This window comes from Pediococcus cellicola, from assembly GCF_001438655.1.
In the GTDB taxonomy this organism is placed as follows: domain Bacteria; phylum Bacillota; class Bacilli; order Lactobacillales; family Lactobacillaceae; genus Pediococcus; species Pediococcus cellicola.
Genome location: NZ_JQBR01000011.1, coordinates 1 through 16,028, shown reverse-complemented (window position 1 = coordinate 16,028; position 16,028 = coordinate 1). Strand labels below are relative to the sequence as shown.

Below are 16,028 nucleotides of genomic sequence, written 5' to 3'. Positions count from 1 at the left end.
TTTATGGTTTTAATAGTAAATGATTTGCGGAATAAATACGCATATTACTTAGAGTTACTTTTAAAAACTCATCTGTGCTGGCTCATCAAAATCAGTTATAAAATTTCAATCAAATAAAAAAACTTGTTTTGAGAGCTCACTTTACTCTCAAAACAAGTTTTCTATTTTTATCCTTGCGTCAACTTTTGACCAGTTAACAGCCATTCTAGCCGTTTCTTTTCATTGGCTTTCCAGATATCTGTTCGTGCGACTCCTGAAAATAAATCTTCATCTTTTTTTAGTTTAGCTAAAAGCACATCATCTGTGTCTAAACTTAATTCATTCTTGTGTGTCGTCTTGATAACTGTACACAGCCGATTCCCTGTAGTTGCTGGTCGTCCATAGTCATTAAAGGTCCCGCAAACACGGAATCCAGGCATTTTGGCACCTAATTCTTTCAAACTGATTTCACGATCAAAGTAATCTTTAATCATAGCCACAATCAGCAAGTCCAAATTGCGTCCGTCATAGCTCACGTTTTTTTCAGCATCAATCGAGAAAATATCACGATCATAGGCCACATCTGACGCTTGTTTCATCGCATTACTCTTAGCTTCCAAAGCTGGAAAACCACTTTGTAAAATATAATAACAATTATTCTGGGCATCTACTGCTTCAGTCAATTGCACCGAGTGCTCTGAAGAACGGTTACCTACACCTTCTAAGAACTCCGCGCCCACTGCCGTAATTTTAAACTGGTTTTTAAACAGTTGTTCTAACCATTCCTGAGCTTGTGTGACATCCAAAAGGTACTTCGAAGCATCACGCCAATATTGCTCATCCGTATAAGCCTCGCCAAGATTGAATTGTTGATACAGCTTAGACCAGGTTGCAATTGTCTTTATGGTTGGTACCAATGCAATCTTAGTGTAGTTCGTGGCCTGCACGTTATTGTCCAAGAAAGTTCCTGCTGCATAATGGCCACCAAAATTCAAATAGCCATTTCTACTCGTTTCAAAAATTTTACTATTCGTCATAGAAATTCGCCCTCCTGATCTTATGTTTTCACGTTACTCGAAAAATGAATTGATTACAAGACTAGATTTTTGAAAAGGTTTACTTTTTTAACTATTTATAATAATATTTACTTATGGAAGCGCTAAAACTTTTACATACAAACATAAGGAGATAGAAAAAATGATTGCAATTAACTCACCACAAAAACAGGATGACATTATTAAGCTTTTGACAGAATATGAAGGCGATTTCAAATACGAATTCGTTAAAAAAACCGGTATGAAACTTGAATTCAAAGTAACCCCTGATAACGATTTAGATGCCGCTGCTAAATTTGCCAAGAACTTAATTAAAGGTGAAACTTGGGGTACCGTACTTTTCTTCCAAGCAATTGCTGAATAATGTTCATATAAATAAAGACCGGGGAGTGCAATAATCCCGGTCTTTTTGTTTACTTAATTTTCGAAGATCACCTTATTTTTCTACAAACAAACTTCTGAAAAATTTTTCCTGTTGCTGATTAGCTTTAGCTGCCACGGCATCACGTTGATTCAATTGAAAAACGTGTTCGCGCGGATCACTCTCCGTACCAAAACTGGCAAATCGATGTGCCAGGTGATGGTCCAATAGAAATTGATCAAAGCGCACGCCCTCATCATGTAAAAAGTCATGATTGGCGGTCATTACAAAAACTGGTGGAAAATCAGGCGTCACATAGTTTTCTGTATGCAGTTCCTGATCATATTTCTGCATCATTTCTGGTGTAAAATAAGCGCTCATCAAACTGTCCGGTGTTATGGCACCAGGACGTTTCACAAAATAAAAGCCACTATTCAGTGCCCCACCTCGGACAACAAGTTGCCCACTAGAGACTAATCCCAGCGCCTTACGATATTTAGGATTCGCATATGCTGTCAAATACTGATAGGCGAGCGTGCCACCCGCACTATCACCAATGATGAAAACATTGTTTGTATCTAAATGATAGTCTTGCCCGTGATCAGCAACCCATTTTGCGACGAGTGCCGTATCTTGCAGCGCGCCTGGAAAAATGGTTTGAGGTGCCAGCCGATAATTGAAATTAACAACGCCAAATCCATGTCTCGCCCAACCAAGGCAGTAATGCTGATAAAGCTCTTTGGACCCGTATACGTTCCCCCCACCATGAATATCGATAATGGTAGGCACACTTTGTGTCACATCTTTAGGTGTATAAACATCTAACAAATTTTCTTCACCAGCTGGACCATAACTGATGTTGTCATATCGTTTGACATCCGGAAACTCCGTTGGTAGTCCTGCATCTCGTTTCTCATCTGAAGCGCGCCACTGATCTGTCGTGCGTTTAATATCGTCTAGTACTGCTTGTGTCACTTTCATTATGAATTTCCCCTTTATGTTCAAAATTGAAACTCATGGGCCTAATTAAGGTGTCAATCGTCTCTGGTTGTGTCATACACCTTTAATGTAAGCCTTACCACAGAAATGTCAAATCTTATTAAAACAGGCACATGATTCACTCTTTCGAATGATTCAGGTGCCTGAATTTATGCTGTTGTTTTCACTTTGTCGTCTAGAGATTTAATGAAATCGTCAATAACAGTCGGTTCGTCATCACAATCAAAGATAGCGGCGTGATAAATCTGTCTAACTGGATCTTTAACGTCCATGTAGCGGGTATCAAACTTCTTAATGCTGTATTTACCGTCAGGTTCCATCAGCAGAATGAGACAACCATCAGCTTCCTTGTAACCGTCGCGGGTAAATGTAATTGGAAACGTGCATTCGTTAAATTGATACTTAATGTTGTCTTGGCGTGGATGTCGCCGCATATTTATTTCTGCCACGAGATTATTTATAATACCATCTAAAGTCATAGTTTCTAAACCTCTTCTTTTTTGATCACTAAATTAAAGTCTAGCACAGCAGAGATTAATTGCCTAATTATGATGATCAAAAATTGACTCGTTGAAACTTATCCTAATTTTCTTTTCGCCGCTTTAAACCGATCAATCCTAAGCCAGCAAGAATTACTGCACCTATCCACGTTAAGGCTCTTGAAGTCTCCTTTTCATCAGTTTGCGGTAAACGGCTAGTCAAATCAGTTGCCAAAATTGTGGTTTCTTGGTCATCCGAAACAGTAGCAGAAACGCCCGCTAACACGTCTTTTTTCTGTTCTTGTTTTTGTACGTCAGCCACCGTGTCACTTGCGGATTGTCGATTTCCATCTAACTGTTGTCCTTCAACATCTACTTCTTTTTTGGTTTCAGAATCAGTTAAATCAACCTGATTTTGTTCATCCGACTGCTGAGTTTCATTGCTTGGTGCCTGTGTTTGAACTCCTGATTCCTCTTCGGACTTACTTGGCTGAGTTTCAGGGAGCGGTTGCTCAGGTTTCGGATTCTGTTCCGTATTTTCCGTAGGCAACTGTGTGTCATTCGTCTTACCTGGTTGTTCCTCAGGTTTTGTGTTCTCAACCACTTCTCCCGGTTGTTGGCTTGATGGTGTGGTAATTTCATGCCCTTGGTTTTGCTTGGGTTCTGTAGTTTTCGTAGGATTTTCTTCTGGCTCTTCCGGTGTAACTGGGACTACCGGTTGTTTAACCAACAAAGCCGCCACTTCATTTCCATACTTGTCTCGTATACGGTAATAATTTCCGTCACTAGTACTTGAGCCAACATAATTTTCCCACACATTTCCTTCATCAAGCAAAGTGCTTACTGAGGCTTGTTGCGTTCTAAAGTCAGCAATTAATTCATTGGCAACCTCTGGCGTAACCACTTTAAAATCAGTCACGGCAGTATCGACGGTTGCCGGTTGATAATGTACCACAATTCGTTTAGTCACCGTATTACCAACCTGATCAATCAGACTGACATTGAAGACATTGTCGGCATCCCCATCGTTAGGGACAAAATCTGCTTGATCATCAGCAGTAACCAGATCATAAGTTTGCACAAAGTCATGAGCTGGATAGGGATTGGTGTCTGTCTGGGACACTGTCCCATCTGCATTTGTAAAGAAATCAGCAATATAGTTGACACCCGAATTATGGTACTGACGATAAAAATTATTATCGTTCACAAACATCCGGTATCCATCTAAGTTGTCATCACCTTGCCCAGATATCGTAACAGTTGGTTGATTGGTATAAACTTCGTAATTGCCATCAGCATCTATCGTCCAGAAGTTTGCATCTGGAACTGGCACATTGAGAGTCGGCTGATTAATGTCCAAAATTACATCGAAAATACCTCGCACACGTTCACCCTGATCTGTCACTGCAATATACGAAACACCACGGTCTTCGGTTGGTTTCATTTTAAACTGATACGTGAAAGTACCATCCGAATTTAATTTTACTTGATTAATTTCATCGGTCTCTTCGGAACCATCACCCAAGATAGTCAACTTAACCACGTCATCGGCAACCTTACCAGTTACTGTGAATCGTTGCGTAGCAGAATCATAATAGCCTGCAGTTACAGCATCTGCACCGTAGCGAACAAAGTCATTGTCAACAACATTATCAAACGTAAGGACACTTGTATTTGGATCAGCACGTGTGGTGAGATCAGCAACACTATGTTGTGGTAGATCACCAGGTGAGCCAATTGTATCTGGATCCGCGTTCTTATTTGGAATAGTTACCCCAAACTGGTCTGCCGAAGTTAGAATAGGTAATGATTCTGAAGTTGCATCATAAACCACTCCAAAATAGCTTTGATCATTAATGTTATTCGTATCGGTCATTTGTTTATCATTATACGTTGGACCGTCGACTTCAGTCCATCCTACTAGTAGCGCGTTATTCGAGCCTTCCGGCAGAGTGCCAGAAAAAGTAGCAATGCCATCCTTCACTGTAGCTTCGTACTCTGTTCCAGAGAAGTAATCTTGCGCAAATGCTCGAACGTTTTCCCCTTTGCTAACCAAGGCTTGGGCGGTAAACTGACGCGAATTGGGCCAAATCCCATAAACAACGACACCCCAGTTTTGATCAGTACCATTTACATGTTGCCAAGCAAATTCAGCTTCTGGCGTACTAGTTGTCCAATTAAATAGCACGTTATTGCCCTGTGCATCACTTGAAAAAATCAGTGGATCTGTTGACATGGCAGATACTGGAACGGCAAATCGGCCATCCACAACTTGAACTAATTTACCATTCAAGTAAAAATCATTTTGTGCGGATCCCTTTAGTGTGTATATTTGTGTGTCTGCATCATAATCGGGTGATTTTCTACTAAAAGCAAGACCATTGGTGGCATTCCAAATAGCCACTGATTGGCCTTGTGCGTGACCTGATACAAGCAGCTGAGCAGTTGCCGTGTTATCCGCCACATCACTCACTGCTAATACCAGTTGGGTATCGGATGCACTAAAAGCTGCAAGCTTATCTTCAGTCAGTTGCACATTAAGTTGACCCGCTAATCTAGCTTCATCCGTATACTTTCCTTTGAGTTGCACTGGAAAGGCCTTATTGTTGATTGTTAAGGTTGCATACGAATAGTCTGTAAATCCTGAACCAGTATCGCTAAAATCTGCACTTAATATCTGATTTTGAGCGTCATAACTGACATTAGTGATTACTGGGGCAGTCGTATCAATGATTACCGGATAAGAAGCACTCTGTGATTTTTGTGCACCATCTACTACAAGTGTGCCAACAAACTTATATTCATACTCTCCATCTGGCGCCACAACCGACTGATTAGTTGTTTGATCAAATAGAGTACCATCCCAATCTAAGGCTGTTGGATCGTTACGCATACTTGGAGATAACGTTACATCTTGGTTGCCACTGCCACCATCTGGGTAAAAGGATTTTTGAATTCCTTTTTCGTTTGCCAAGGTCCGTACCACATTGCCGTCAGCATCTAAAATTTGAATAGTTAAATCTTGCAAATTTTGTTTGATAAATTCATATGGCTTCAAGATATCACTTTGTTGATCATCATTGGGCGAAAAAGCGACTTTTCCATCTTGATAAAGTTTTGCTACTTGGGACCAATCGTAATTACCTTCTAAATTCACCAAAGTTTTAAGTGAATTTTCATCCGCAATGCCACGAGGATAATTTTCTTCGTTAACAAAATAATTTCCCGAAAAAATACTGTCTTCTTGATTAGCTGAGCTATCAAAAACCTGCTCATCAGTTAAATCGCCATAGTAACCCAAATAAGGAACCACAAGATCCGGCACACCCTCTGTATCACTTGTAAATCCAAGAAATCCCTCTACTGGTTCGTTTTCCTTTAATCCTGCCAGTGACAATGTGAAACTCAGTGTTTTGGTGGCGTGTGCATCAACAGTAATTTGTGTTTGCGCGGCACTCACAGATGCCCCTGCTAAATATGCATCGTATGCTGTCCCGTCTTCGGCTTGTAGCTCTGTCATTGGTCCGCCGAAATCATTAAATGTGTAGGTTTGTGCCTGGTCACCTAAATTTGTGAATGTCACATCAAAAATCGTTTTTTCGCCGACAGTATACAATGAAACAGAGCCGGTATTATTATTTCCAGCCGCAATGACCTCATTAGCAGTCGCATTGCCCACATTGATCTCGCCAGCACCTTGACGCCTTGGCGACACTAACGCCCCATAAGCATTATCCTTCATTGGCGTTGCGGTATTCATCAAAGCTAACTTAGTGGCCTTAACTAGGTCAGCTCCTTGTAGATTTGTAGTAGCTTTGAGTTTTTGCATCACTAACAGTGCTGCACCAGCGTTGTATGGACCGGCCATTGAAGTCCCACTCATACTTTGATGAAGTCCATTATTCACCGTTGAAACGATATCCACACCCGGTGCCGAAATATCTGGTTTTAATGCGTAATCTGAAAGTGGCCCCCAAGAACTAAAGCTTGCCATATCGTCTTCATCACCAACTGCCGAGTTTTCAGCAGCCACGGTCATTGCGTTATTAGCCACGCCTGGGTCCGCAATCGTGCTACTATTCACGGGCGAGTATGCTAGCTGATTAGAACCCGGATTTCCATTATTGTCAGTAATGATCGAACCAGAATTTCCATTATTGCTTGCTGAAATTGAAACGAACACACCGTGATCAACTGCGTATTGAACAGCTTGCTGTTCAATATCCGTCAATTGTTGGTCAGGCGCACCAATTCCTAAAGACATCTGAATGACGTTGGCGCCTAATGCGACTGCATCGTGAATGGCTTTTGCAATATCATCTGGTTTTTCGTCGGCAAATTGTGCAAAAACACGCATTTCTAACAGTTGCGCTTCAGGTGCCACTCCGACTGTATAAACATCCCCATTTTTATTTGGTTGTCCATTCGCTGCAATGATTCCTGATACATGGGCACCGTGGGCCGTTTCGTCATTTTCTAACCAATCATTATCTTGACTTACGTAGTTATACACAAATGGAAATTTAGGTGATATATATGTACCATATCCAAGTTGTGCAATTTTAGATTCGGCTTCTTCTTTAGTAATTTCGCCCGTAGTATCATCGGTTAACCGAAAATCTTGATGTGTAGAATCAATTCCTGAATCAATGACTGCAACAACCATGCCTTGACCTTTATAGCCTTGCTCCCAGGCCGCAGCAACATTACCTTTTACATGATCTTGAGCTGTACTGGATTGATCAATTGATTCTGTGGGGTCTACCTGACTACTTTGTGTCGTATCTGCGGCCTTATCCGACTGCAATTGTTTTGAAGCCACATCTTCTCCTTGCACATTTTCATCAGCCTGGACGTCAGTTGTTGTTGACTCAGCATCCTGATTAGATGTCTCAGTTGAAATCTCACTAGCTGCTTTTTCTTCAACCTGATTCGTCTGATTGGTTTCTTTTTTAGTCGTTACAGCGACCCGAGAGTCACTTTGACTTTTTTCACTGGCCTGATAAGTCGATTGGTCAACTACCGTTTCAGAATTCGTATTGGTATCGGATTGGTCTTGTACTTGCGTATCGGTATCAATCGCCGACTTAGATGACTTAACCAACTCAGTTGTGCTTGATGTCCCTGTGTCTTGAGTAGTATCTGCGGAAACCGCAGGATTGACTATTGTGAACACAGCTCCAGCTGAAAACACCACAATTCCAGAAATCACCCATTGTTTCCCATCTTTGAACATCTTATAGTGTTCCTTAGGTTCTTCCACAACTCGCTTTTTGACTTTTGTTTCCATAAAAACGCCTCCCTAATAATATCCTCATAAAATTAAATGAAAATTAAATTTAGATTAGTTGAATGATATCAATACGTCGTATACTTGTCAATTAAGGATTTAATCATGTATTTTTCATTAATAGTATATTAAAGTACACGTTGTATTTTATAGGGAATTTTAAAAGCTTGGTGGACAAAGCATGCAGGCAAATTATTAACAGTATAAAATTTTACAGGCTACCATTAGTTACATGTTTGACTTTTTCCTGTAAACCTTTTTAATATTTGACGGAAATTTAGAGCAAAAAAAATAGCAGTTATTTCATTGTTTAATGAAAAGGAATAAACATAAAAAATAACAAGACGGCTACCTGACATATACTAATTATTTACCCTCCCTTATCTTAATACACCAAATTTTCCAATTACTTGATTTAACACCACTTAAACAAAAATCGGTTATAATCAAGGTAACAATTTGAATTTAAAAGGAGGAACATAGCAGTCATGCCACAAGAGCATTCTCGATTCAGCAAACATCACAAACGGCTACTCATGCGGGCGATTCCCTGGGTATTGGTTGTCCTACTTTTCATTGCTACCACGACATTTGTCTATGTCAGTCATTCCCGTATGAAACCACCGACCAACAACCTAACTATCAGCGCCGCCAGCTCACGTAAAGAAAAAAGAGCAGAATCCGCGTCCATCGATAAGTTTGAATCCAGTTTGCGTGCCAAGAACCGATCAAACGCGCAGTCCTCCTCAATTTTTCGAGCACGCAATTCAATTAGTAAAGCGCGCGCATCCTTGGCACAAGAAAAAGCAGCCAATAGTAAGATTGCAGATTCTTTGAAACAAGAACAAGAAAAAACAGCTAAATACGCTAGTTCCGTATCCAAAGCTGCTAAACAAAATGCCACTGATGCTCAAAAAATATCAAGTGAGGCGGCCAAGGTTAGTTCTCGCACTCAAGATAAAACAAGCTCAAGTAGCAAAACAGACAGCCATGCCAGTTCTTCCAAAAGCTCTGCTAGTCATACTAGTTCACAAAATTAGAAAAAAGCACAGGCCATGACCTGTGCTTTTTAAATGCTATCCTTATGCGTCAGCGGGGAATCGAACCCCGATCATGAGGACCGAAATCTCATGTGCTATCCATTACACTACCGACGCCTTCATTACAATTCTAATGAACTTCAAGTCAAAATTCAACCTAAAGTTTTGCGTCGGTCTGTAGCAAAGACAGCTTCCTCAAATTGTACCTATCTTTTGAATCCTGAACAATTTACAACTATGACGTTTGCACCTTGTTCAATAAGTGAAGCCATTGATTCGTGATTTTCGTCAACTCGAAATCACGGGCACGTTTTAACGATAATTCAGCATATTTTTGTCGTTCTTTCACACTGTGTAATAGAGGTTTAAGGGCTTTTTGAAAGTCCGACAAACGGTGGTTTTGAAGAAGAACGCCATATTTTCCATGCGCCAAATATTCATCAACCCCCGTATTGTACATCGCTACAATTGGGAGACCTTGACTCATGGCCTCACCAACGACAAGCGGTAGTCCTTCCCACCGTGATGTCATGACGAAAATTGACGCATTTTGATAGTTCTCTTTTAACTCTTGGTTATTTAAATGACCTTGATATATAATTTTATTTTCCACACCATATTTTTTAATCAGCGCTCGAAATTTTTTCATTGCTTCTGGTTTTCCGCCACCGGCAATTGAGAGTTTCCAATTGTCAGGAAGGTCTTTAGCTAATGCAAGCAGCAAATCGATACCTTTCTGTTCAATATCGATGCGGCCCGTAAAGTTAAGGATGTGGTTTTCTAAGTTGGCTTTTCCAGTCGTCTTCAAAGTTAAGGGATTATGAACTTTGAGCGTTCGCGAATTGAATGCGCTAAAGCTCTTCAAATCTTGTTCTGTCAGTGTCACCACAAGATCAGCACTTCGTAAGCCCTGGCAAAATTCCTGTTTCATTTGTACATAATAATTATTGAGATAGGTATCCGCATTATTATGCATCCAAGCAATCACGCGCACATCCGGAACCAAACGCTTTATTTCGGGTGTAAAACTTGTAAGTAATCCCGCCGTAAAAATGGCCACATCATACTTACCGCTTTTTAAAGTTGTCGCCAGATCTTCAATTTGAGTTTTAAATTTCAGCAGTGGTTTCGCACCACGAAAGCTTTTTCCACCGGAATCAATCGGGTGTTTCGCCACAATTAAGGGTGCCTTCAACTCGAAATAGGGTTCAATATCCGCCAGGCTATAATAATTCACCTCAATTTGTGTAGCCAGTTCATTAGCCACCACCGTCGTCGCCCGTTTCAATCCATCCATTAAATAATTCTCTGTGCAGACTAAAATCTTCATCTTCATCCCTCTTTTACGTTCAAAGTGAATTCGTATTTGATAGGAAAACGACCTTATATGGCATACACGATAAGTGCTTTTTCCAGTTGCACTCACGTTATCCCAATATTTAGGGGTTAACGCTTGTAGCTTAACACGCTGATCATTTCGATTCAAACGTTATGCTTATGATTTTTATAATTTCAATTTAATATAAACGTTTGATTTTGAATTACCAATTTAAGTGCAACAAAAAAGCTTCGTTTCAAATCCATCAAAATGATTTTGAAACGAAGCTAAACTTTAACATTTAAATTGAGTAGACATATCTTATTAAGCACCGTTAATTTAAGCGATCTAATAAAACGCGGTCAATCATATCTAACACACCGTCATGGTTATTATCTAGCGGTGTCACTAATGACGTGGCTGCCTTAGCCTCTGGAGCTGCATTTTTCATGGCATAGCCATATTTAGCATCCCTTAACATGGCCGCATCATTCTGATTATCTCCAAAGGCCATCGTTTCGTCCATTGAAATTCCCCAAAGACGCTGCAACTGTTTTAAACCATAGGCCTTGGTCACATGTGGTCTAATAATATCAATGCCGCCGTAACCACTCATCACCTCATTAAGTTGGTCACCAAATTCGCTTACCAATTCGGCATGCTTATCTCGTACATCCGTTAAACCAGGCCAATTCACATCGACCTTGTAGATATCGCTAGCAACTTGGGAAAAGGCCGAGACCGGACGTAACGCTTCGTAAAAGTAACTTGTTCGTGCCCATAAGTCACTTTTAGGTGTGATATTTGTGTATGCCGCGTCTAAACCAGATAAAATAACGACCGCATCTTTCAAGACGGGCTTTTGATAAACACTGCTGACAACCGATTGCCACAATTCTGTTGCGATAGCACTGGCATCCAAAATTTTTCCCTGCTCCACAATCAGGCCGCCATCTTCCGTGACATACGTTAAATCGCCATGAATATTCTCCATAACTTTCGTACAGTGCAAATACTGATTACCGCTTGACACCACAAAGTGAATGCCACGACGGTTCATTTCATCTAATTGAGCCTGAAAACGGTGATGATCAAATTCATGGTGATCATCTAAGAAGGTGCCATCAATATCACTCGCAATAAGTTTAATCGTCATCTAAAACTCCTTAATTTAACGTTGGTCAATAATTTTCTGCATCTTGTTATCAATATCAATCAACATGTTTTGCGCATTTTTTCGAAAATCCGCTTCAAAATTAGTTCCTTGGGATCTGATTATCCCCAGTGGCTTTTGAATGACATCGAACACGGTAATGGTATCCCCGTCTAATTTACAGGAATAATAGTGTCCTTCCAATTGCTCATCCAAAAGGGCTTGTGCGTTATCCTGAATAGCATCAAAAATTACCTGTTTTTCATCACTTTTATGTCCGAGTTCTTCAAGCTGGGCAATTTTCACTTTGACTTCTGTCATATCTTGTGGAATTTGTATCATGGTTTACACACTCTTCTCCAAATTTAATCTCAAAGTCTATTTTAGCATGCAAACACTGTAGTGCCCATTAATAGCCCTAAAAACTTTAGGCTAAAGCTGTTTTACCCGTATACAATTCATAATACTCACCCTTTTGTGCCATTAACGATTCATGTGTCCCTGCCGCCACAACGCGACCATCATCGATCACTAAAATAACATCTGAATTATGCACTGTTGATAAGCGGTGGGCAATGACGAACGTTGTGCGATCCTGCATCAAATTATCCATTCCTGTTTGTACAAGACGCTCTGTTCGCGTATCAATACTGGAGGTTGCCTCATCCATAATCATTGTTGGCGGATCAGCAATTGCTGCGCGGGCAATGGATAATAGTTGCCGCTGGCCTTGAGAAAGATCCGATCCAGAGCCATCAATCACCGTATCATAGCCGTTTGGCAAGTTTCGAATAAAGCCGTCTGCATTCGCTAATTTAGCTGCTGCTACCACTTCTTCATCAGTTGCATTTAGCCGGCCATAACGAATATTGTCACGAATTGAAGCTGTAAACAAAGTGGTCTCTTGCAAGACAATCCCCATCGACAAGCGCAGACTAGCCTTACGAATTTGCTTAATATCAATGCCATCATAAGTGATCTTGCCACTTTCAATATCATAAAATCGGTTCAACATATTAGTAATCGTAGTCTTGCCAGCCCCAGTTGCGCCCACAAAAGCCATTTTTTGACCTGGCTTAGCTTCCAAGGAAATGTGGTGCAAAACAGTTTTCTTGCCATCATAACTAAAGCTGACATCCTCAAAAATAATGTGGCCTAACACTGGTGTTAATTGAGTATGTCCTTCATCGGTAACCGTCTTCCACGCCCACTGATCGGTTCGTTCGCTAGTTTCTTTCAGTTCACCATGATCATTTTGGGTGACATAAACCAAGGTGGTGTTACCAGAATCCTGTTCAACTGGTTCATCAAATAGCTGAAACATGCGTTGTGCGCCTGCCAGTCCCATAATAATAGCATTTAATTGCATCGTAATCTGAGCAATAGGCTGACTAAACGAGCGACTCAACTGCAAGAAAGCCGCAATCTCACCCAACGTGATAGGTGTAATCTGATTCACGGCAAAATAGCCACCAATCACGGCAATTAGCACGTACAAAATATTCCCAACATTTCCCATAATTGGAAAAAGCATGGTTGATAAGCCATTTGCCAAACTCGCATCTTTTCGTAACTCCTCATTACGCACATCAAATCCCGCTTTAGCCTGTGCTTCATGTGAAAAGACCTTAATGACTTTTTGACCGTTCAGCATTTCTTCAATATAACCGTCAATGTTCCCCAATGATTTTTGTTGTAATCGGAAATACTGACTACTTTTGGAACTTAATTTGCGCACCACAAGGATACTTAGGGCAAACACGACCAAACTCACAATGGTTAGAAAAGGACTCAGGCTAATCATCGCAACTAAGGTAAACACAATATTAAAAATGGCGTTAATGAACATGGGAAAACTTTGTTCAATCATTTGGCGTAGCGTATCCACATCATTTGTATAACGACTCATAATATCCCCATAGTCATTAGAGTCAAAGTAACTCAAAGGCAGTTTCTGCATATGAGAAAACATGTCATCGCGAATTCGTTTTTGTAATTTTTGCCCCGTCATAATCATAATCTGTGAGTACAATAAAGTGCCAATGACCCCTAACAGATAGATGCCGCCCATCAACATAATCATATGCCATAACGGTGTAAAATTTGGATTGGCGGCTTTCGCCAAAGGCATGATGTAGTCATCAATTAAACGTTGGATAAACAAAGTTCCAATCACTGCAGCCCCTGCGGAAACAATCACAGAGAAAAAGGCAATAAAGAGCGCGAAATGACTTTTTTGTAAAATGTATTTTAAAAGCCGCCACATAATTTTCCAAGCTGACCCATTTAACTTCGCACGTCCGGCTACTCTAGCTCTTTGCATTTGAATCGCCTCCCTTAATTTGGGAATTGTAAATATCTTGATAAATAGCATCGGAAGCTAACAGCTCCGCATGTGTCCCAACACCTTCGATCCTGCCATCTTGCAGCACAACAATTCGGTCTGCGTTTTGTACAGAAGTGATGCGTTGTGCAATGATTAGCTTCGTCATGTTCGGTAATTCGTCATGAAAAGCTTTTTGAATCAAACTGTCTGTATGCGTATCAACGGCACTTGTCGAATCATCTAAAATTAAAATTTGAGGATTTTTTAGTAAAGCGCGCGCAATGGTCAACCGTTGCTTTTGTCCACCAGAAACATTACTACCGCCTTGTTCGATGTACGTGTCATAGCCCTGAGGTAACTTACGAATAAACGCATCCGCCTGAGCTAATTTAGCTGCGTGCACCAGTTGTGCGTCGGTAGCATGTTCATCGCCCCATCGCAAATTTTCTGCTACGGTTCCGGAGAACAAGACATTTTGCTGCAGCACCATTGAGACCTTATCACGCAACGTGCGAATATCGTAGTAACAGACATTTTGTCCACCCACTTTTACAACGCCACTGTTAGCATCGTATAGTCGTGGAATGAGCTGTACCAACGTACTCTTGCCACTACCCGTTTCTCCGACAATCCCAATTGTTTCTCCTGACTTAATGTGCAAATTAATGTCATGTAGACGCATCACATGATCATCAGCATAACCAAAATTAACGTTTTCAAATTCAATTTCGCCATCAGGAACAACTTTTAGCGCGTCTTTTGGGGTAGTTAATGTACTGTTATAAGTCAAAACTTCATCAATTCGTTGAGCAGACGCTAATGAAATGGTCATTTGGTTGAAAATATTAGACAACATATTCAAACTCATCAATACAGACATTGCATATGCTAACAAACTAATTAGCTGTCCTGGTTGCATTTGTCCAGCCACAATTCTTTTTGAACCGAACCACGCCAGAAATAGCAAAGTCCCATACATAACCAATTGCATAATTGGACTATTTAATTGGAGAATGCGTTCCGCTTTGTTAAAGACAGCGTAAATATTGGTCGACGCTTGAGCTTCTTTTTCATTTTCAACATCAGCCCGATCATAGGTCTTGACGACTCGAATGCCCCGTAAGTTTTCTCGTACCACCCGATTCAAACCATCATAACGTTGGTACACTTTCTTGAACAGCGCTCGCCCGGTAGCAATAATAAGTGCTAGACCAATAGACATGACGGGCACCGCCACTACAAACACCAACGCCATTTCCGAATCAACGGTAAAAGCCATGGTGATTGAAAAAATCAGCATAAGTGGCGCTCTGGCAGCCGCTCGAATTAACATTTGAAACGCCTGTTGAATATTCATAATGTCAGTTGTCAAACGAACCACAATACTGGAGGTCGAAAAGTGATCGTAGTCTTCGAACGAAAAATCTTGAATATGATAATACAAATCATGCCGTAAATTTTTGGCAAAACCCGCACTAGCCGTACTCGAATACCAACTCGCACCGGCACCACCGGCTAAAGAAATAAACGCGCCAACTAACATAGCTCCGCCTAACCTTTCAATGTAGCCAAGATTACCCGGAATGATTCCCTTATCAATAATGTTGGCCATTAAATAAGGGATAAATGTTTCAATAAAGGTCTCAAGTGCCACAAGTAGTGGCGAAAGAAACGCATCCTTTTTATATTCCCGCACGGAATGCCCTAAACGTTTGATCATTTTCCTCACGTTCCTTTCCTCAGTTGCTTTTAGTGAATAAATAAAACAATCATCGAATCCGGCGCTAATTCGCTTAAGTTATGTATCCCATCATTCGTCATAAAATATGTTTTTTTGATACTTCTTTAGAAATAATTGTTCAAAATCTAACAACGTATGATAGCACTTACATAAAAGGCATGCAAAGATTTGAACCGGCTTCTTAAGGCATCCCATTTGACGTTTACTCAGTTAAAAAGAACTAAAAAAGCAGTTCTTCTAAACACAATCTTAGGTGTGCGATAATCCCTTTGTGGTTGTCAGATGAA

General features: G+C 40.6%; 11 protein-coding genes and 1 tRNA gene. 2 read left to right on the top strand and 10 right to left on the bottom strand.

Features of this window, described 5'->3' with window-relative positions; translation table 11 throughout:
• Window positions 1-167 precede the first annotated feature (167 nt).
• Window positions 168-1,016 (bottom strand): hypothetical protein, encoded by an 849-nt coding sequence (locus IV80_RS08710; protein ID WP_057752363.1) that lies wholly within the window; start codon window positions 1,014-1,016, stop codon window positions 168-170.
• A gap of 160 nt (window positions 1,017-1,176) precedes the next feature.
• Between IV80_RS08710 and IV80_RS08705 the strand changes: the two genes are divergently transcribed.
• Entirely contained in the window at window positions 1,177-1,398 is a 222-nt protein-coding gene (locus tag IV80_RS08705) for a hypothetical protein (protein ID WP_057752361.1), read from the top strand.
• Window positions 1,399-1,470: 72 nt separating this feature from the next.
• Here IV80_RS08705 and IV80_RS08700 read toward each other — a convergent pair whose 3' ends face one another.
• From IV80_RS08700 to IV80_RS08690, 3 genes are all read right to left on the bottom strand, one after another.
• A complete protein-coding gene (locus IV80_RS08700) occupies window positions 1,471-2,376 on the bottom strand; it encodes an alpha/beta hydrolase (protein WP_083490580.1) in 906 nt (301 codons plus the stop codon).
• A 167-nt stretch (window positions 2,377-2,543) separates the two neighbouring features.
• The gene (locus tag IV80_RS08695; protein WP_162259302.1) at window positions 2,544-2,828 is read right to left on the bottom strand and encodes a hypothetical protein; all 285 of its coding nucleotides are present in this window, start codon (window positions 2,826-2,828) and stop codon (window positions 2,544-2,546) included.
• Between the two features lie 148 nt (window positions 2,829-2,976).
• Complete coding sequence (locus IV80_RS08690) at window positions 2,977-8,163, bottom strand: S8 family serine peptidase (RefSeq protein WP_057752355.1); 5,187 nt, start codon at window positions 8,161-8,163, stop codon at window positions 2,977-2,979.
• A 488-nt stretch (window positions 8,164-8,651) separates the two neighbouring features.
• Here IV80_RS08690 and IV80_RS08685 point away from each other — a divergent pair, with 488 nt between their 5' ends.
• Window positions 8,652-9,203 carry a hypothetical protein gene (locus IV80_RS08685; RefSeq protein WP_057752352.1) on the top strand — a complete coding sequence of 184 codons (552 nt, stop codon included), beginning with the start codon at window positions 8,652-8,654 and terminating at the stop codon, window positions 9,201-9,203.
• Window positions 9,204-9,248: 45 nt separating this feature from the next.
• Here the strand turns inward: IV80_RS08685 and IV80_RS08680 are convergent.
• The 6 genes from IV80_RS08680 to IV80_RS08655 all read right to left on the bottom strand — a co-directional run bounded on the left by IV80_RS08680 (window position 9,249) and on the right by IV80_RS08655 (window position 15,720).
• Window positions 9,249-9,320, bottom strand: a tRNA-Arg gene (locus IV80_RS08680).
• A gap of 118 nt (window positions 9,321-9,438) precedes the next feature.
• Window positions 9,439-10,533, bottom strand: coding sequence for a glycosyltransferase (locus tag IV80_RS08675; RefSeq protein ID WP_057752349.1), 1,095 nt, complete (start codon window positions 10,531-10,533; stop codon window positions 9,439-9,441).
• Between the two features lie 322 nt (window positions 10,534-10,855).
• A complete protein-coding gene (locus IV80_RS08670) occupies window positions 10,856-11,677 on the bottom strand; it encodes a Cof-type HAD-IIB family hydrolase (RefSeq protein WP_057752346.1) in 822 nt (273 codons plus the stop codon).
• Window positions 11,678-11,692: 15 nt separating this feature from the next.
• On the bottom strand, window positions 11,693-12,016 hold the full coding sequence (locus IV80_RS08665) for a hypothetical protein (protein WP_057752343.1): 324 nt from the start codon (window positions 12,014-12,016) through the stop codon (window positions 11,693-11,695).
• 85 nt (window positions 12,017-12,101) lie between these two features.
• Complete coding sequence (locus IV80_RS08660; protein WP_057752340.1) at window positions 12,102-13,997, bottom strand: ABC transporter ATP-binding protein; 1,896 nt, start codon at window positions 13,995-13,997, stop codon at window positions 12,102-12,104.
• On the bottom strand, window positions 13,984-15,720 hold the full coding sequence (locus tag IV80_RS08655) for an ABC transporter ATP-binding protein (RefSeq protein ID WP_057752337.1): 1,737 nt from the start codon (window positions 15,718-15,720) through the stop codon (window positions 13,984-13,986). The genes IV80_RS08660 and IV80_RS08655 overlap by 14 nt, the downstream gene beginning before the upstream one ends.
• Window positions 15,721-16,028 lie beyond the last annotated feature (308 nt).